This is a genomic window from Arthrobacter sp. 18067 (genome assembly GCF_902706295.1).
Lineage (GTDB): Bacteria > Actinomycetota > Actinomycetes > Actinomycetales > Micrococcaceae > Arthrobacter.
Map to the genome: position 1 here is coordinate 1 of NZ_CACSJJ010000036.1, position 18,559 is coordinate 18,559.

Genomic DNA, 18,559 nt, shown 5'->3' on the forward strand with positions numbered 1-18,559 from the left:
CACATCAATGCAGTGGGGGCCCGCCCCCGGCCCACCCACCGTGAAATAGATTCGGACGGGATGGGCCGCTCCAAGGTTTTCGTCGACAGCATGGAAACCGCCATCCAGAAATCAGGCGACCTCATGCTGGCAGTGTCCGAAGGATCCATGTCGCTTGACGACGTGCGGGGTGAACTCGGTGCGGTCATTTCCGGGCAGTCAGCCGGGCGTGACAACGACGACGACATCACACTTTTCAATTCAGTCGGCATCGGCATGCAGGACCTGGCCATCGGTCGTCTGCTCTATGACGCAGCCCTCCGGAACGGCCTCGGAACGGCCATTGACATGTCCCGCTGAAATCCACGAGTCGACTGCGTCCCTACTCCTCGTGCTCCCCCAGCACCGTTGACTCCCGGATGATCAGCTTCGGGGCAAGGCTCACGCGGCGGAGGGCAGGCGAAACAGCCGATCCGGTCTTTCCCGCGAGGCGTTCCATGCACATGGTCACCGCCGCGTATCCGACGTCGCGTTTTGGCGGGGCGATGGAAGTGAGCGGCACGGGGGCGAGGTCAGCCACTTCGTCGTCATAGGCGACGATTGCCAGGTCCTCCGGCACGTCGACGCCGGACTCCTCGGCGAGGTTGATAAGGGTGATGGCTTCCTCATCGGGAAGGACCAGGGCAGCGTGGGTATCAGTGCGCCGGCAGTCTTTGAGGAACTTCGCGAACTCTTTCTGGTTGTTTCCTGCACCCACTACTGACCGGACATATTCCATGATGGGGGCATCAGTTTCCAGTCCCAACTTGGCCACCATGCGCTCATGGCTTTCACGGAGCCAAGGGGCCGTGGGACTGGTGGCGATCGCCAGACCAATACGGCGGTGACCAAGGGAGGCAAGATGCTCGATTGCCAGCTCTGCGCCGTAGCTGTGATCGGACATCACAGATTCGAAAACCCGGCTGGAGCGTTCCACAAGCACCACGGGGATGCGCAGGCCGGACAGCAATTCGAACGTCGGCGAACCAGGCTCAAGGGGTCCAGCGGTTGCCAGGAGTATCCCATCCACGGCGTTGGCCACCATACGTTGGAGCTGCCGGAACTCGTCCTCGGCGGAGTAATTGCTCACGCCGAGGATGAGCCGCGCATTCAGCGCTCTGGCTGCAGCTTCGGCGCCGCGGATGACTTCGGGGAAGTAATAGCCGGTAGTGGGGACAATGAGTCCCAAGGTGGCCAGCGGTTGACGGGCGCGCCGGTGCACGGTGTCACCGGGCCGCTCCACGACCATCCGGACTGCACCGCCGTGGACCCTCCTCAGCAGGCCCTGGGCCGCAAGCTGCGTCAGGTCCCGGCGGATGGTCATGGTGGACTGGCCGCTCTTCTCGGCGAACTCGTTCACGGTCAGGGTCCCGCGCAGCTCCAACTCACGGAGTATCTTCTCGTGGCGTTCCCCGCTGAGCATGCCAATCCTCTTCCGGAATCCCAATGTTCAAACAAGCATAAATGACCGAATACAAACAGCGTTGCGGGGCCCGCTCTGCGCCTTAAACACTCGCCAGAGCACGCAATGCGGTCCCCGCAACGCCAGCCACTACCGCCGGGGGTGGTCGTTGATCCGCACGAGGTTCCGGCCCCGCATCGTATAAAGGTAACCGTCCTCATCGTTGTTGATATGTGCGCCGCTGTACCAGGCGCCGTCGATATCAGTTACCACGGTGGCTACCTCGAAGGTCTTGGGATCGAAGCGGAAGACGTGCGTATTCGAGACGCCGTAGACAGCACCGCGGTTTGTCACCAAGGCGGCGAAGCCGGAACTCACGGCGCTGATGTCCGAACGGTGCACAATCTTGCGTTTGGGGAGGTCTAGGACAAAAAGACCGCCCTTGCGCGTCACACCGTAGAGGTACTTACCCTGTACGGCGAGGGCCGCGATGCCCGCCCCTTCCCCGGCATCCAGCCGCCACAATTCCTTCCCTGCCACAGGGTTGAATGCCACCACGGTTCCTGCGCCATCGAGACCTGGATTGCCGCCCCCCAAATAGGCCACGCCGTCGCGGGACGCCACCGCCCGGAGCAACTGCACGTTGTCGATCGGATTCAGGAAGAAGCCCTTCTTACCGGTGCGCGGGTCATAAGTCCACAGCGAACCACCGCCCTCGGTGTCCGCCTGCGCCGCCACGAGGACCAGTTTGTTGCGCTCGTCCCAGCAGACGTCCAGGGGTCGGTTCTGTTCCTTGGGGAATTCCGCCACCTGCGTGATCGGCTTCCCATTCCGGGGGTCGTAGCTCCAAATGCCCTGGCCACTGTACTGCCCTGTATACAGGGCACCGTTGACCACGATCGCATCTTTCGCTTCACCAGGGGCGAGCATATTGGTAACTTCCCCTGTCCGGAGCGAGCGGCGCGCAATGACGCCGTTGCCTCCCACATAGACGTAGCCTGCTCCGGCAGCAATTCCCATCACCGATTGCGGATCAGAGGGTGCGCCGGCTTCGCCGAGGTCGGTAGTTTTGGTGGTTCCTGTTGCCGGGTCAATTTCAGCGACGAAGCCGTAGCCCGAGGTGACCAGCAGCTTGCCGCCCAAGGCGTCGACGCCCCAGATTTCACCCAACGAAGGCCCTTGGTACGGCACAGCCGATATTGCGTTGGCCGACAAGCTGTAGGCCACCAGCCCGGTCTCGTTGGCGAAGTAGACCTTATCCCCGATGGCCGCAAAGTTCTTGGCAGTCTTCCCCTCGGACAGGGCCTGCACATACGTCTTCGGGTTGCTGAGGTTCACAGCGGCGATCTTGGAGTTCTCCAGTGAACCGGCGGAGCTCACCATCAGTTTGTCTCCCACGATGCCAAGGTCGCGGATGCTGGGATCCTTCAGCATTTCAGCCGGAGTGACGTTGGTGAAGGTCTTGGCAGCGCGGTCGTAAGCAAACAAACAGGCCCGGCTGGCGCCGCTGCCACCATTGAGCGTGCTGCCGGCACCGAAGAAGATCGTGGAGTCGGTAGCGGCCACGGCACGGGCAAGAGTGGCGCCGGCATCGGGGATGCCGAGGCTGGTGATCTGATTGGTGGCGGGGTCGAACTCCCACAGCGCCGGCGCCGTGGGGCTTCCGCCACCGACAATATAGAGGCGTCCGTTGGGCGCCACGCTGAGGTCACGGACATCCCGGTCGCCGATGTAGCCGATCGCCGCGGCCTTGGTGCCAAGGCTGTTGAGGTCCCAGCGGAAGAGGTTCGGCTGCGTGCCTGTCGACTTCTGCAGAACACCGGCGTAGAGGTAACGGCCCGAGGCGTCAGCAGCCAGGGTCTGGATGGAGTGCCCGTTGGTGAGCTCGGTCTGGCCGATGACCTTTCCGGTGGGGACATGGAAGGCGATGATCCGGACCGGCTCCAGGTTGCGGGAACCGATGTAAAGAACGTCGCCCACCAGCAGCCCGCTCATCAGCGAGAACTGTACGACGGCGGGACCCAGGTCCAGGATTTCCGTCGCCTTCGGCTTGGACGCAAGGAAGGCGGACGCCGACGCCGGTTGGCCGGCTGCCATGCCGATGGCGGCGGCGAGGGACGCAGCACCGCCGACCTGTAGGACTGCCCGCCTGCTGATGTTCGATTTCTCCATTGGAATCCCTGTTCTTAGGTAGTGACTTTTTCAGTAGTCGCCGTTCGGGTGTCCAGAATTCATAGCAGCGTCGAGCGAACGTCGTCCAGCGTTTCTGTTCGTTCAAACACAAACGGTTGCAGATTCTTTGGCCTCATCTGCCCCTGACGGCGATTTTTCCCCCAGCAGAATGTTTGAATTTGTTTGAAATATTGAAGATGTTCGAACTTGCGGATTACATGGATTCATCGCGTGTGGCCCCAACCACATGTCCCCTCTTCGCATCGCACAGTCTTCAAAGGAGAACACCATGAAGCGTCGTCACCTATTTGCAGGGGTGGCCGGCCTGGCCGCCAGCACCCTGCTGCTTGCAGCCTGCGGCACGGGCCCCAGCACTTCCTCTGCTCCCACGCCCACAGAAGATCCCACGGGTTCCATCACCTTCTGGTCTTCTTTGGCAGGCATGGACAAGGTGGCCGAGGCGTTCAACGCCAGCCAGGACAAGATCAAGGTCAGCTTCGAGACCATCCCCAACGGCGCCAACGGCGGCTATGCGAAGCTTTCCACCGCCATCACGGCCGGCAACGGCCCGGACGTCGCCACCATTGAGTACCCGCAGTTGCCCCAGTTCGTCAGCAACAGCCAGGTGATCCCGCTCGATGGCCTGATCAACAAGGCCGAGACCGTGGACAAGCTCACGGACGAAACCAAGGCTTTGGTCCAGTTCGGTGAGAAGACCTACGCACTTCCGTACGACGCAGCCCCCATGCTCATGTGGTACCGCAAAGACATGCTGGACAAGGCCGGCGTCGGGGTCCCCAAAACCTGGGACGAATTCGAAGAGGCAGGCAAAAAGCTCAAGGCCGTAGCGCCTGACTCCTACCTGGCCAGCTTCAACCCCAACGAGGTAGCGGCGAGCGCCGGTTTGGCCTGGCAGGCAGGTGCCAAGTGGTTCGGCACCGAAGGCGAGAGCTGGAAGGTGGGCGTCAATGACGAAGCCACGCAGAAGGTGGCCAGCTACTGGCAGAAGCTGATCGACCAGAAGATCGTCAAGGTCACCCAGGCTTACAGCGATGAGTGGAGCCTGGACCTCGCCAACAGCACGGTTGTTGGCGTCCTGGGCGCCAACTGGAGCGCCACGGGCATCCAGAAGCGCACCGAAGCCAGCGGACAAAAGGGCCAGTGGATCGCTGCGGAACTGCCGACGTGGGGCAACGAGTCCGGAGCCTTCTATGGCGGGTCCAGCTTCAACGTGACCAAGAGCAGCAAGAACCCGGCAGCGGCAGCCAAGTTCGTCGAGTTCCTCACCACCAACCAGGAAGCCATCAAAGCCCGCGGCAACACCGGTTCGGCCTTCCTTGCCTTCCCGGGCCTGACGCCCGTGGCCCAGAAGGCTTACGACGCCAGCTACTTCGGTAACGACATCTACGAGGTCTTCAACAAGGCCTACGGCACCATCACCCCGGGCTGGCAGTGGGGACCCAACTGGGACATCACCAACACCGCCCTCAAGGACGCCTACGGCAAGCTGACCACCGGAGGCACCATCCATGACGCCGTCGACACTGCCCAGGACGCCACCGTGGGCGGCCTGAAGCAGGCCGGCCTGTCCGTTACGGAATAGCCTCTTCAACCGAGTAGCCACACAGGCGGGGGGCCTCTTGAAGAGGCCCCCTCCAAGCTAGGAGAATCCCATGGCCACCCAGGCCCTCACCACCACAGTGCGCCGCCAAGGCCGCGCACTTGCGGGAACCGGCGGACGGACTGCTGCGCTGTTCCTGGTCCCCTTCTTCGCGGTCTTCGCAATCGCAATGATTGCACCGGTGATCTACTCGCTGGTGCTGAGTTTCCACTCGCAGCAGAAGTCCGGGCTGGGCTTCGGGGAAGCCAAGACCGTGTTCGTCGGACTTGAGAACTACGTACAGGTGTTCCAGTCCGAAACATTTGTGGAAGGCATCGCCCGCCTGGGGTTGTACTGCCTGATCTACATTCCCTGCATGGTGGGTGGGGCAGTGGTCTTCGCCCTCCTCATGGATGCAACGGTGGCCAAGGCCCGCAAGCTTTTCCAGCTGTTGGTGTTTCTTCCGCACGCAGTTCCGGGCGTCATCGCCGCCCTGATTTGGGCTTACCTCTACACCCCGGGCATCAGCCCGCTGGTCCAGGCCCTCCAGGGCGGCGGGATCCAGATCAACTTCCTGGACGCACATATGGTGCTCCCGTCCATTGTGAACATCGGCGTCTGGGAATGGACCGGCTACAACGTGATCATCCTGTTCACCGCCTTGCAGGCAGTTCCCCGGGAAATCCTGGAAGCCGCCCGTGTGGATGGGGCCGGCGAAATCCGTGCAGCTGTCAGCATCAAGTTCCCGCTGATCCTGCCGGCGCTGAGCGTCATCATGCTCTTCACTATCATCGGCACCCTGCAGCTGTTCACGGAGCCGAACATCATTTCCAAGGCCACCGCCTCCGTGACCAGTACGTGGGTTCCCAACCTTTGGGCCTATGACGCGGCCTTCATCCGCCACAACCTTAACCAGGCCGCGGCGGCCTCCATCATCATCGCCGGATTGGCCGCAATCCTGTCCCTGGCCGTCACCCGCCTTAGCTCCAGGATGAACAAATCATGAGCGCCTCGATACTCTCCCGCCCCCGCACGGCCCCGACGAAACCAGCGACCCGCCGCAACGGATTCCGTTCCAACCGCGGCAGCTCCAACCGCGGTGGCGGCTTTGCCAGCAAGCTCACGGTCAACGGACTCCTGATCATCGGTTCCGCCTACATGGTGGTCCCGGTCCTGTGGCTGGTTTTCGCCTCCACCAAGAACGCTGCAGACCTGTACGGCACCAGCGCCTATGCCTTGGGGAACTTCTCCTTGTTCGAGAACATCGCCAACGTGGCCAAGCAGGACGGCGGGCTGTTCTTCCGTTGGCTGGGCAACTCCGTGATGTACGCCGGCGTTGGTGCCGTGTTCGGCAGCCTGATTTCGGTCATGGCCGGGTATGCGTTCGACAAGTTCCAGTTCCGGTGGAAGGACTCACTGTTCGGCTTCGTCCTGGTGGGCGTGCTGATTCCGAACACCGCCACCGTGCTGCCCATGTACCTCCTGGCCTCCCTGGTAGGCATGACCAACACCATCTGGGCCATCCTCATCCCGGTCCTGTGCAACCCGTTCGGCGTCTACCTGGCACGGGTTTACTCCGCCAGCTACGTGCCGGCTGAAACACTCGAGGCCGCACGCATGGACGGCGCCGGACCTGTCCGATCCTTCTTCTCCCTGGGCCTGCCCATGATGATGCCCGGCTACATCACCATCGCCCTGTTCCAATTTGTGGGCGTCTGGAACAACTTCATGCTCCCGCTGGTGATGCTCCAGGACCAGCAACTCCTGCCCGTCAGCGTCGGCATCTCCATCTGGCAGGGCTATTCAGTTCCGCAGCCTGAGTTCACGCCCATGGTCATCACGGGCTCGCTCTTGTCCATCATTCCCCTGCTGGTGGCCTTCATCATGCTGCAGCGGTTCTGGAAGTCCGGCCTCACCGCAGGGAGCGTCAAGTGACCACACCTCCACTGAACGTCGCGCTTGCCATGGGTCCCGGCGTCGTATCCCGTGTTTTTCCCCAGCGTCGGCTGGACTCCCTGGCACCCGGCCTGAGGCTTCTCAGCCCGGAACCCATGGAAGATTTCACGTCACCCCGTTCGCTGGAGCTCCTCGCCGAAACGGACATCCTCATCACCGGCTGGAGCTGCCCGAGGCTCGATGCTGCAGCGCTGGCCGCGGCCCCGCGCTTGACCCACGTCCTCCACGCGGGTGGCACCATCAAACACCATGTGGGTGGGGAGTGCTGGGACAGGGGCATCGAAATCAGCACGGCTGCCGATGCCAACTCCATTCCTGTAGCCGAGTACACGGTGGCCATGATCCTGTTGGCCAACAAGCGGGTCCTGCAGATCGCCCGGAAGTTGCACTCGGAAAAGAGCGAAATCGAGCCGGACCAGGTGTTCCCGGATATGGGCAACTTCGGCAAGCGCGTGGGCATCATCGGAGCATCCAGGATCGGCAAGCACGTCATCCGCCTCCTGAAGTCCTACGACGTCGAGGTCTTCGTCTCCGACCCCTATCTGGACGATGCTGCGGCAGCCGTGCTCGGCGTCGAACTTCTCAGCCTGGAGGAACTGGTGGCCAGTTGCGACGTCGTCAGCCTCCACGCGCCGTCGCTCCCGTCCACGTACAACATGATCCACCCAGGGCTGGTGGCCAGCTTCAAGCCAGGGGCTACGTTCATCAACACCGCCCGCGGTGAACTTGTGGACCAGGACGCCCTGCTCCGACGCATCGAGGAAGGCGACCTGTACGCGGTCCTGGACGTCACCACACCCTGGGTGCTCCCCGCGGATTCGGGCTTCTACACGCACCCCAACGTGCTCCTCACCCCGCACCTGGCGGGTTCACTGGGCATGGAACTTGAGCGCATGGCGGTCAGCACCATTGAGGAAGCCACGCGGATCTCGCGGGGCGAACCACTCCTCCACAGGCTCCACGCGAAGGACCTCGCCTTCACGGCATAAGCTTCACGCTCATCACACCAAGACACCGACGACGGCGACATAACGCCCCCTGGCTGGCATACTCAGACGCATCGCTCCACCCATCCTTGGACAGACTCAGTTCCTTGGATCGATGTTGGATCGGCTCGACAGCAGGGGGCTTGGGTGCCGGAAAACGAGAAGGACCCTTCAGGGGCTGCCGTCCGTTTCGTGGGGGCGTCGGTGCAGGGTTTGAGCACAGCCGAGGTCGCCGAAAGGGTGGCCGCGGGACAAACCAACGCATTCGTCCAGGACACCAGCCGCAGCGTGTGGAGCATTGTCCGCGCCAACGTGCTCACGTTGTTCAACGGCATCATCCTGGCCTGCTTCATCGTCCTTTTCGCGATCGGCCGCTGGCAGGATGCCCTGTTCGGCTTCAGTGCCATCGCCAACGCTGTGATCGGCAGTGTCCAGGAATACCGGGCAAAGCGGGCTTTGGACCGTCTGGCTTTGCTGAACGCCCCGCATGCCCGGGTGATGCGTGAAGGGTCCGAGGCAGAAATCGACCTGGACGATGTGGTGCTGGACGACACCCTTGTCCTGCGGGCCGGTGACCAGGTGCCCGCCGACGGGCTGGTGTCCGCATCCCGTGGCCTCCAAGTCGATGAATCCATGCTCACGGGAGAATCCGACGCTGTGGAAAAGGCCGACGGCGATCGCGTCCTGTCCGGGTCCGTGGTGGTCGCAGGGGAAGGCACAGCGGTGGTGGACCGGGTGGGCGCGGATTCCTTCGCGAACTCCCTCGCTGCCGAAGCAAAGCGCTTCTCCCTGGTGGCCTCGGAACTTCGCTCGTCGATTGACCGCGTCCTCAAATGGGTCACGTGGTTCGTCGGCCCCGTGGCGTTGTTGGTCCTGAACGCCCAGATGATCGCCCAGGGCGGGTGGGCAGAGGCCTCCGCAAGTGGCGCATGGCGGGACGCAGCGACGGCGACCATCGCCTCCGTCGTCGCCATGGTCCCCCTCGGGTTGGTGCTGATGACCAGCATTACCTTCGCCGTGGGCGCGGTGAAACTCGCCCGTCAGCAAGTGCTGGTGCAGGAGCTTCCGGCCGTCGAGGGACTGGCACGCGTGGACATCATCTGCCTCGACAAGACCGGCACACTCACGCAAGGCGACATCATTTTCGATGCCGCGCATCCCCTGACCGACCGTCCAGGGTGGGAGTCCGTGCTCTCCTGGTACGGGGTTCAGAAGGATGCCAACGCAACGGCCCGCAGTCTCGCCGGGCACTTCGACCAGCAACCCGGACTCCCGCTTGACCGGGTGCCGTTCTCGTCAGCCCGCAAGTGGAGCGCAGTGATTTTCGACGACGGAATGTGGGTTCTGGGCGGCCCCGAAATGGTCTTTCCAGCACGCAACTCGGCCGATCCCGTGCTTCAGCAGCTCTCCACACGGGCCGCGGAATTGGCTACCACCGGTCGCCGCACGCTGGTCCTGGCCCACGGCACACCCACCGACGACGAGACCGTCCCAGCAGACGCCGTCCCGGTGGTGCTCCTGACGTTCAAGGAGAACATCCGTCCCGATGCTGCGGAGACGCTCACGTACTTCGCCGCTCAGGATGTTGACGTCCGGATCATTTCGGGTGACAACCCGCAGACCGTGGCTGCCATTGCCCGCGAGGTTGGCCTGGATGCACCGCACGGCTTTGATGCCCGCGAGTTGCCGGACGATGACCAGGAATTCCTGGAGGTCATCAACAACAACGTCGTTTTCGGCCGGGTCACCCCGGACCAGAAGAAGCGGATCGTGGTGGCGTTGAAGGCGGCCGGCCATACAGTGGCCATGACCGGCGACGGGGTGAACGACGCCTTGGCCATCAAGGAAGCCGATATCGGTGTCGCCATGAACTCAGGTGCCGCCGCTACCAAGGCTGTTGCCCGGCTGGTGCTCCTGGACGGCAAGTTCTCCCACCTGCCCAGCGTGGTGGCTGAGGGCCGGCAGGTCATCGCCAACATCGAGCGCGTCTCCATGCTGTTCCTTACGAAGACCGCCTACGCCACCTTTCTTGCCATCTCCTTCGGCATCCTCCTGCTGCCGTTCCCGTTCCTTCCACGGCAGCTCTCGGTAACGGACGGCCTGACCATTGGCATTCCGGCGTTCTTCCTGGCGTTGCTGCCCAACGCGCAGCGCTATATCCCGGGATTCCTCCGACGCTCACTGACCTTCGCCGTGCCAGCGGGTGTATCCGTGACCCTGGGGCTTGCCTCCTACGCCCGCCTCGCCGCCAATCTTCAGATTCCGGAAGCGGAGATACGGACCGGGTCCACGCTCATCCTGGCGATCATCGGCATCTGGATACTCGTGGTGCTCTCGCGCCCGGTGACGCGCTTCAAAGGGCTGGTGATCGGCGCCATGATGGTCGGACTGGTCCTGGTCTACTCAGTTCCGATCGCCCGCGACTTCCTGCAGTTCACCGATCCAACGCTGCCCACGGCGCTGCTGGTCCTGGGAACATCGGCGGCCTGTATCGCGCTGATCGAGATCGTCCGCTTCGTTCATCGCCGCGTTGCCTACCGGGATGCCCAGGAGGCGCTGCATCACCGGGTCTCAAATCAGCGCGTCTCGAAGTAGCGGCGTCCCCGTCCGAACCACAAGGGAATCAGCACGGCCACCGTGGCGATCGATTGCGAGATCACAGCAGACCAATCCCCGTCAGCGGCAACAATAAGGTCCAGCACGGCAAAAACAAGCCCGATCAGCATGACCGCTGTTGCGCCACGACGGGCGGCGTTACTACCCCGCGCCACCCCGGAGGCCAACCCGATCACCAACAAGCCGAACAGAATCATGCCGGCCCCGAGCAAAGTGATGGGCAGGGCAATGCCGCCGGACTGGGCCTCCGGCGTGTACCGCAGGAAAATCGTCAGGATCCCGAGAAGGATTTGGGCGATGCCGCCGATATACATCAGCACCACCGAGAACGTCACCGCACCAGGCCGTTTAGGGCTCTCCCCCGTAGTCATGAACTGAGCATAGACGAGCCCTCCTGCGGGCCGTCACTGGTTCGGCCCGGCATAACAACCTTTGTCACGCAATTAACCACTCATTCACACCAGCCTTGACTTTAGTCAACCCGGGCTTCCTAAGGTCGGGTGAATGGAAAACATTTCACGCAGGTCCCTCATCTCAGCCGGACTCGGGGCCGGACTCGTCGCGGCCTTGCCAGGTACCGCCGTCGGGGTTTCAACAGCGGACGACGCCGGTCTCCGCGCCGATCCGTTCACGCTGGGCATCGCGTCGGGCGAACCGTGGCCCGACGGCTTCGTCATCTGGACCCGCCTGGCGGTGAATCCCGTGGCCGAAGACGGCTTGGGCAGCATGCCTTCCCGCAACGTCGCCGTCGCGTGGGAGGTCGCAGAAGACCCCGCGATGCGCCGGGTAGTAGCCCGCGGCGTCGAACATGCCAGGATCGAAACCGCCCACTCGGTTCACGTCGAACTGAAGGGCCTCCGGCCGGGCCGGGAGTACTTCTACCGTTTCCGCACCGGACGGCACGTGAGCGAAATTGGCCGCACGCTGACAAGCCCGGCGCCCGGCGAGACGCCCGCCGCGCTGGCAATGGCATTCGCCAGCTGTGCCCAGTACGAACACGGCTACTTCACTGCCTACAAGCGACTGGCCGAGGACCACCCGGACCTGGTGCTGCATCTTGGCGACTACCTCTACGAGTACAAGAAGGACAGCTACGTGATCGGCGGCGGCAACCCCCGCGATCATGAGGGACCGGAAACCGTCAGCCTCGCCGGCTACCGCCAGCGGCACGCCCAGTACAAGGCCGACGCCGACCTGCAGGCCGCACACGCAATCGCGCCTTGGCTGGTGGTGTGGGACGACCACGAGGTGGACAACAACTGGGCGGACGAGATCCCCGAGAACAGCGACCCCGGCCAACTCAACGACACCACGGAGCATTTCCGTCAGCGTCGCTCGGCAGCATTCCAGGCGTACTACGAGAACATGCCCCTGCGAGCGTCCTCGGTCCCTGCCGGGTTCGACATGAAGATCTACCGCACCATCCAATGGGGCCAGCTGGCCAACTTCCACATGATGGACACCCGCCAGTACCGGGACGACCAGCTCGCGGGTGACGGCTGGCGGAAGAACGTCGCCGAGCGCCTGGACGAAAACCGCACCATCACCGGTGCAGAGCAGGAAAAGTGGCTGCTGGACGGCTTCAAAAACTCCACGCAGCGCTGGGACATCCTGGGCCAGCAGGTCTTCTTCGCCGAGCGGGACCGCGACAAGGCGCCGGAGATCGACGACGTCTCCATGGACGGCTGGGACGGTTACGCCGCCTCCCGCCGCCGCATCACCCAAGGCTGGGTGGACGCCAAGGTGCGCAACGCCGTCGTACTTACCGGCGACGTCCACCGCCACTGGGCCACCGACCTCAAAGTGGACTACAAGGACCCGGCGGCAGCAGTGGTCGGCTCGGAACTGGTGTGCTCCTCCATTACTTCCACCGGTGATGGCACGGGTTCCACTAGTGACCCCACCATGGCGTGGAACCCGCACCTGAAGTTCTACAACGACAACCGCGGCTACGTGAACACGCGCATCACCAAGGACGCCATGACCGCAGACTTCCGGGTGCTGGACTACGTCACCACACCGGGGGCGCCGGTCAGCACCAAGAAATCGTTCACGATCAACGACGGCGTACCGGGGCTCGCCTGATTCACCCAAGTAGGTAGCAGCACGTGCTCCAATGAGCCCTCATTGCGACAGGTGCTGTTACCTACTTGGGTTAGGCGCCGAGAATCAGGTCCGCGCTTTCTCGCCGATCATGATGGGCGGAGCGTTCGTGTTGCCGCTCGGCTCAAACGAGGCGTCAAACACCCGCAGCCCTAGGTTCCACGGACCCGGAGTCAACTAATTCGATTCCAGACCCAACGGCTCCGGGCTTCGGAAACTCGACACACACGGAAATCACTTCTGAGAATCGCCTGCTCGCCGTAGTTCAATTGGCACCTAGGAGCGGGTGGCGCCTCCCCGAGCGAAGTGCGTTGGGTGCATGTCCCACTTCCTTGGAAGTGGGACACCTTGGCTGGGACGCTCTGATTGTGTCAACTCAATTGGGGAGCACTAGGACAGCTTGAGTGGTATCCATCCCCACCGGTCAAGCATCGCCAGCTTACGGCCCGAGCTGGATCCAGCTTCGGCCCTTCGTCTAGGAACGCGATGATTCACGTTTTTCCGTTGAGTTCCAGTCAATTACACAGAATTGGCCTCAAAACTGCATGACAAGCGGAGAATTCGAGTTCGTACTAGCCTCGCCACGTCCGAAGCAAAAGCTAGATTTGGGGGTTTCTATGTATAACTCGGCATTAGTAATAGAGGCAAGTAAGACTAAAATCACACGTCCGATCACGCTATTAGTAGCAGCGCTGCTCGCGCTGGTATTCGTGATCATGGCCTCAACGGCGGCTCAGGCCTACACCCGCCGCTACCACGCTGATTTCAACTACGCGAACCAGGTTCGTGGCAGCGGGTTCATTGACAACCTGTCCGGCGGGGGTACCCACGTCGGGTACACGCCGCCATTGGGGTTCCAGTCCTGGTCCTACGGCGGCACCTACAACTACGCCAACGGCAACGCATATAGTACGGGCGCTGCGCAGGGCCAAGCTTGGTCCAGCTACAGCCATGCCCTGTACCGCTATGGCGAAAGCAAGTGCTGGTGGAACACGTCCTACCCTGAAGCCCGTCATAACCCGCAGCTTCTTTGTGATCAGTATGTTGGTTAGTAGCTACTCGAAATTCTTGGGGGAAAAATGAAACTTTCTAAAGCATCCGCGTTAGTCCTTTCCGTTGGCGCCGTTGCGGTTGTCAGCATTGGCGTCGGGGTTTCCCCTCCGCTTGCCGGAGAGCAGCGAAGCATCAGCGGAACGGATCTCGTTCCTGCTCTCGCCGCCGCACAGGTTCAAACCGATTCCGCAGCTGCGGACAAATTGGGTAAACCAATCATCAGCCGCGTGGACAAAGCCTCTGTCAGGGTTATCGCGGTCGACGACAAGGCAACGTACTCGACTGGTCAGGATCATTCAGGCCGTGAGGTTTGCCTCATCGTCCAGACGAATGGCCCTGAACAGGCGAGTACAGCATCGTGTATTGCCGTTGAAAAGTTTGTACACAACGGGCTCACGGCCATGGCCTCAGGCGCCGATCCAGCCTCGCAGGTCGTTGCTCACTTGTTGCCGGCAGACGTCGATACCAGTGCTCTGACGTCCGTCGCTGCCCGTCGAGAGGCCGGAGTGCTACACCAAGTGCGTTCGGAAGGAGCCGGGCAGCTTGTTCTTCAGCGTCCCAACGACGGGCTCCCGCCTGTTAGTGAGCTTCCCATCGAGGGCGCAGCGGACACTTTCTCTTTCGTGAAATTCCCTGAATAGGAGTCAAATGGCTATTCGAACATTGCTGTCCAGCTTGATTAGCTTGGTCGCCCTCACCATCGTTGGTTATGTAGGCATCTTCATCGATGCCAGTCTAGGGGGCTACGTGGCTGACCTTATAGGTAGACCGACGGCCGGTGTTTCACCGCGTTTTCCGTGGGAACTCCAATTCGTTATCGTAGTTATCAGCTTCACCGCGGTTCTACTATTGCGTCAGGTCCTGGGCGGCTTGTTTGGCCTGGGAAGATTCGTCGCGGCCCTGGTTCCGGCTGCGCTCCTGACCGTGTCGTATGTCATTGGTGCGACGGTTTCAGGGGGTGAAGCCCTTGTGGGCAACGTTCTTCTCAGAAGCTACATAGGTGGCTCGCAATCGCAGATGGTGCTCCTCGCCGTGGCGGCTCTGCTGGTGACGGCTCTGGCCTCAATCCAGCAGACACCGGGGTCAAGGGCAACGCCTACGAAGACGTCCGTCTCCTCGCCAGAATGACCTCCCGTCGCAGGTAGAACCAAGGCGTTGGGTCAAAGGATCGAGCCTGCACCCCCATTAGGGGTGCAGGCTCGATCTTTTCACTGTGAAACTGTCAGAGAGTCAGGATAAAGGGTGCTAGAAATAACGGTCCGCGTGTCCCACTTCCTTGGTTATGGAACGCGGCAGCTGGGACTCCGCTGATGTAAGCATGTTCGGTTGCCGGAGCCCGTCTCCGTCCCGTGGGGCTGGCTTGGGAATGGGCAGTTTCAGGTCTTCGGCGGTGTTGACATCGGCGAAGGTGTGGAACATCTTCAGCAACTCGGGGACGTTTGGGAACATCGCGAACCGGCTCTTGAGTGTGAACCGGTCACCGCCGGCTACGGAGAGTTCCATCTCGTCAACGACCTGGCGTTCTCCCGGGCCTTCAAGACTGCGTTCGACTACTCGCCGTCGGAATACCGATACTCGTACCGGCCGGCCTGATGCCTGAGGCGGGTCCTGCGTCAATCGAATGGAATTACCCCTGAAACCCCAGTGACTACGCGCAACAGCGGGAGTACCCTAGTCCCAGTTGCATTAGTGGTCGCCTTTCGAGTTCTGGGTTCTGCCGTGGGCTATGTGCGTTCGTCGTTGACCGACCTTATGGGTGTACTTTCCGACGCCATCACTCCCCAGCGCGTGCGGTTCGACGACGGCTCCCCCAATGCAGATGTTCCCCCTCCGGACACCCCCGTGACCGTCCACGCCATCACCTTGAACCGCGTGGGAAGGTCACGCCGCGACGGCCCGGTCCTGGACTTGGAACTCCGGGTTGCGGTCGAATGCCATGGTCCGGAACAACTCGACACCATGGAAAAGCTCCTGCTGGCAGTAGAGCACCACAGCCAGTATTCAGTGGTGTCCACCGGGGAATTCCGTCCCGAGGAATACTCCGGCGCCATCCGACAAGGACTGGGCTTCCTTGTCCGTATCCCTGTTGCCCTCCGCTTCGAAGAACCCTCCGGACCTCCCGTCCTGGAGCCGCTCATCGCCAAGACAGGCGTTGCCCGCCGAATCCACGGACGCCTCGTGGACGCCCACAACAAAGGCATCCCCGACGCCTACATCCACGCCCATTCCTCCGCCACGGCCGTGGTCAGCGATGCCACCGGCCACTTTGAGGTCCTGGCCTCGACGGATGAACTCCAGCACTTTGCCGTGGCTGTCCTCGGCACCGAACGGGAAGTCTCGGCCAGCACCAGCAGCCTGCCGGTCATCATCCGGTGGACCTAAGCACCCGCTGAAGCGGGCAGAAAAAAGGGGAGCGCACCATGGCGAACTATCAGGCGCCAGGCGTTTATGTCCAGGAAGTGCCCAGCGGCGCACGCGCGATTGGGCAGGTCAACACCAGCATCGCCGGGTTCGTGGGCCTCGCTCCCAACCGGGACGCCTTGGTTGACGAGCTCCGAGTCCTGGACAACTGGACCCAGTTCGTGGACCAATACGTCGGCAACGCGACAGCGGGCACTCCGCTTTCGAACGCTGTGTACGGCTTCTTCTCCAACGGAGGAAGCCGTTGCTATGTAGTGAACATCGGCCAGGACGGCAGCCTCACAGGGACCGCCGCAAAGCCCACGGGACTCACCCTGTTCGAGGCCGTAGACGACATCTCCATGGTGGCCGCCCCTGGTTTCGCCACCGCCGAAGCCTACGCCGCCCTGCAGGCACACGTTGAGCATCCGCTCCGCCAGGACCGCATGGCCATCCTGGACACGGTGGAGAAAGTGGACGACGTCGGGGCGCTCACCCGGGCGGCCACGTCAGGCGTTCCAGAGGGCGCCCGGGCTGAGGAAGCAGACGATGGCACGACGCCCGACGCGGACGCCGATGACGACGCTTCAGAAGCCGGGGACGCAACGGAGGAGACGGACGACGCCGGCGGCAACCCGCCGTCGTCGTCCTCCTCTTCAGTGTCCTCCGACGCTCCCGACTGGCCCGACTCGACGCGCCCCGCCGCGTCCGCGTCAGCCGGCCCGACTACGGAGGCCGGTGAGCAGCAGGACCTCGGCGCCCCGCAATCCCCCGGCGGCTACACGGCACTCTATTACCCGTGGATCGTGATGATCGATCCCGTGTCCGGCAAAAAGGTGACGCAACCGCCGTCGGGCCATATCGCCGGAGTGTGGGCGCGCGTTGACGCGACCCGCGGCGTCCACAAAGCGCCCGCCAACGAGCCCATCCAAGGCGCGATCGACCTTGTGAGGCGGGTGAGCCGTGGCGAGCAGGAGGTCTTGAACCCGGCCGGCGTGAACTGCATCCGCTATTTCCCGGGCGAGGGCATCCGGATCTGGGGCGCCCGGACCAAGGCGCCCGAGGCCAGCGAATACCGCTACGTGAACGTCCGGAGACTGACCAACATGATCAAGGAATCCGTGGCGGACGGGACGCGCTGGGTGGTGTTCGAGCCCAACGACCACACCTTGTGGAAGTCGATCCGCCGCGACATCGGTGCGTTCCTGACGAATGTCTGGCGGGATGGAGCCTTGCTCGGGACTACTCCTCAACAGGCGTTCTTCGTGAAATGCGACGAGGAAACCAACCCACCCGAGGTCCGCGACGCCGGGCAAGTGGTCACGCTGATCGGGATCGCACCCGTGAAACCTGCCGAGTTCGTGATCTTCAAGCTCATGCAGTCGGCGGACAACACCAGCGAGACAGAGAGCGCAGGAGCCTGACATGACAACCCCAACACCTGCCGCCCAGCCCGGCAACGTGGTGGACCCGTACCGGGCCTACAACTTCAAGCTCGTCATCCAAGGCGTCGTCCAAGGCCATTTCACCAAAGTGGAAGGCCTCGGCCTGAAGATCGACCGCATCCTCTACCGCTCCGGCGGCGAGAACAGCACCGTCCGCGTCATCCCCGGACAGGTGGAATACACGCCAGTGACCTTGAAGTACGGGCTTACCGATTCCACCGAGATGCTCCAATGGCTCTTCAAGGCCGTGGACGGAAAAGTGGAGCGGCGCAACGTGTCCATCGCGATGCTCAACGACGCCGGCTCCGTGGAAGTCCGGCGCTGGAACCTCCTGGGCGCCTGGCCATGCGACTGGTTCGGCGCACCCCTTGACGCCCTGGGCAAGGACCTCGCCATCGAATCCCTCAGCATCGCGTACGACCGCCTGGAGCTCGACGATGCCCGCGCTCCCGTCGCCTGAGCCTGGGTTTTCCTGGCGTCGGTTGGCCGCGCGGCGGTTGCGGGGTGTGGCTGCGTGGCTGGATGGTGGGCCGCGTGGGTCTTTTGAATCCGTGGGGCCTGTTTCGCCGGAAGGCACGACGCCGGTGCGCGCCTTCGACACCGATGGCGCACCCGAGCATTGGGTCCGGTTACTCCGCGACGCCGGGCTGGCCCCACCCGTTGCGGGGCCCGCTCTACGCCCTTGGACCCGTCTTAGGCGCGCACAGCGGGCCCCACAACGCATTCCCCTGTTGCGGCTTCGCCCTGCTCGACCTGGATCCCCCGCCAGCCAACCCACCAACGTTGCGAGGCCCGCTCAACCCGCACC

Annotated in this window: 16 protein-coding genes and 1 pseudogene; 14 read left to right on the forward strand and 3 right to left on the reverse strand. The window is 62.6% G+C overall.

Annotated features, from left to right (window positions below):
• Positions 1-339, forward strand: a pseudogene (locus GVL04_RS23325) (ornithine cyclodeaminase family protein); the annotation flags it as partial.
• 22 nt (positions 340-361) lie between these two features.
• Here GVL04_RS23325 and GVL04_RS23330 read toward each other — a convergent pair.
• Both GVL04_RS23330 and GVL04_RS23335 read right to left on the reverse strand, forming a co-directional pair.
• The gene (locus tag GVL04_RS23330) at positions 362-1,441 is read right to left on the reverse strand and encodes a substrate-binding domain-containing protein (protein ID WP_235036421.1); all 1,080 of its coding nucleotides are present in this window, start codon (positions 1,439-1,441) and stop codon (positions 362-364) included.
• A gap of 129 nt (positions 1,442-1,570) precedes the next feature.
• On the reverse strand, positions 1,571-3,592 hold the full coding sequence (locus GVL04_RS23335) for a PQQ-binding-like beta-propeller repeat protein (RefSeq protein ID WP_159708980.1): 2,022 nt from the start codon (positions 3,590-3,592) through the stop codon (positions 1,571-1,573).
• A gap of 289 nt (positions 3,593-3,881) precedes the next feature.
• Here GVL04_RS23335 and GVL04_RS23340 point away from each other — a divergent pair, with 289 nt between their 5' ends.
• The 5 genes from GVL04_RS23340 to GVL04_RS23360 all read left to right on the forward strand — a co-directional run bounded on the left by GVL04_RS23340 (position 3,882) and on the right by GVL04_RS23360 (position 10,729).
• Positions 3,882-5,195: a sugar ABC transporter substrate-binding protein gene (locus GVL04_RS23340; RefSeq protein ID WP_159708981.1), complete on the forward strand. Its 1,314-nt coding sequence runs from the start codon at positions 3,882-3,884 to the stop codon at positions 5,193-5,195.
• Between the two features lie 70 nt (positions 5,196-5,265).
• Positions 5,266-6,198 carry a carbohydrate ABC transporter permease gene (locus GVL04_RS23345; protein WP_159708982.1) on the forward strand — a complete coding sequence of 311 codons (933 nt, stop codon included), beginning with the start codon at positions 5,266-5,268 and terminating at the stop codon, positions 6,196-6,198.
• Entirely contained in the window at positions 6,195-7,127 is a 933-nt protein-coding gene (locus GVL04_RS23350) for a carbohydrate ABC transporter permease (RefSeq protein ID WP_159708983.1), read from the forward strand. Before GVL04_RS23345 ends, GVL04_RS23350 begins: the two co-directional genes overlap by 4 nt.
• Positions 7,124-8,137 carry a hydroxyacid dehydrogenase gene (locus tag GVL04_RS23355; RefSeq protein ID WP_159708984.1) on the forward strand — a complete coding sequence of 338 codons (1,014 nt, stop codon included), beginning with the start codon at positions 7,124-7,126 and terminating at the stop codon, positions 8,135-8,137. Before GVL04_RS23350 ends, GVL04_RS23355 begins: the two co-directional genes overlap by 4 nt.
• Positions 8,138-8,281: 144 nt before the next feature.
• On the forward strand, positions 8,282-10,729 hold the full coding sequence (locus GVL04_RS23360; RefSeq protein WP_159708985.1) for an HAD-IC family P-type ATPase: 2,448 nt from the start codon (positions 8,282-8,284) through the stop codon (positions 10,727-10,729).
• Here the strand turns inward: GVL04_RS23360 and GVL04_RS23365 are convergent.
• Positions 10,711-11,121, reverse strand: coding sequence for a hypothetical protein (locus GVL04_RS23365; RefSeq protein ID WP_235036422.1), 411 nt, complete (start codon positions 11,119-11,121; stop codon positions 10,711-10,713). The two genes, GVL04_RS23360 and GVL04_RS23365, sit on opposite strands and share 19 nt — an antisense overlap.
• A gap of 133 nt (positions 11,122-11,254) precedes the next feature.
• Between GVL04_RS23365 and GVL04_RS23370 the strand changes: the two genes are divergently transcribed.
• The 8 genes from GVL04_RS23370 to GVL04_RS23405 all read left to right on the forward strand — a co-directional run bounded on the left by GVL04_RS23370 (position 11,255) and on the right by GVL04_RS23405 (position 18,211).
• On the forward strand, positions 11,255-12,835 hold the full coding sequence (locus GVL04_RS23370; RefSeq protein WP_159708986.1) for an alkaline phosphatase: 1,581 nt from the start codon (positions 11,255-11,257) through the stop codon (positions 12,833-12,835).
• A 734-nt stretch (positions 12,836-13,569) separates the two neighbouring features.
• Positions 13,570-13,905 carry a hypothetical protein gene (locus tag GVL04_RS23375; RefSeq protein ID WP_159708987.1) on the forward strand — a complete coding sequence of 112 codons (336 nt, stop codon included), beginning with the start codon at positions 13,570-13,572 and terminating at the stop codon, positions 13,903-13,905.
• 27 nt (positions 13,906-13,932) lie between these two features.
• Positions 13,933-14,547, forward strand: a complete 615-nt coding sequence (locus GVL04_RS23380; protein ID WP_159708988.1) for a hypothetical protein — start codon at positions 13,933-13,935, stop codon at positions 14,545-14,547.
• A 7-nt stretch (positions 14,548-14,554) separates the two neighbouring features.
• Positions 14,555-15,034, forward strand: a complete 480-nt coding sequence (locus tag GVL04_RS23385) for a hypothetical protein (RefSeq protein ID WP_159708990.1) — start codon at positions 14,555-14,557, stop codon at positions 15,032-15,034.
• 198 nt (positions 15,035-15,232) lie between these two features.
• Complete coding sequence (locus tag GVL04_RS23390) at positions 15,233-15,499, forward strand: hypothetical protein (RefSeq protein WP_159708992.1); 267 nt, start codon at positions 15,233-15,235, stop codon at positions 15,497-15,499.
• Between the two features lie 96 nt (positions 15,500-15,595).
• Positions 15,596-16,288 carry a hypothetical protein gene (locus GVL04_RS23395; protein ID WP_159708994.1) on the forward strand — a complete coding sequence of 231 codons (693 nt, stop codon included), beginning with the start codon at positions 15,596-15,598 and terminating at the stop codon, positions 16,286-16,288.
• Positions 16,289-16,326: 38 nt separating this feature from the next.
• Entirely contained in the window at positions 16,327-17,730 is a 1,404-nt protein-coding gene (locus GVL04_RS23400; protein ID WP_159708996.1) for a phage tail sheath subtilisin-like domain-containing protein, read from the forward strand.
• A 1-nt stretch (position 17,731) separates the two neighbouring features.
• The gene (locus tag GVL04_RS23405; protein ID WP_159708998.1) at positions 17,732-18,211 is read left to right on the forward strand and encodes a phage tail protein; all 480 of its coding nucleotides are present in this window, start codon (positions 17,732-17,734) and stop codon (positions 18,209-18,211) included.
• Positions 18,212-18,559: the final 348 nt, after the last annotated feature.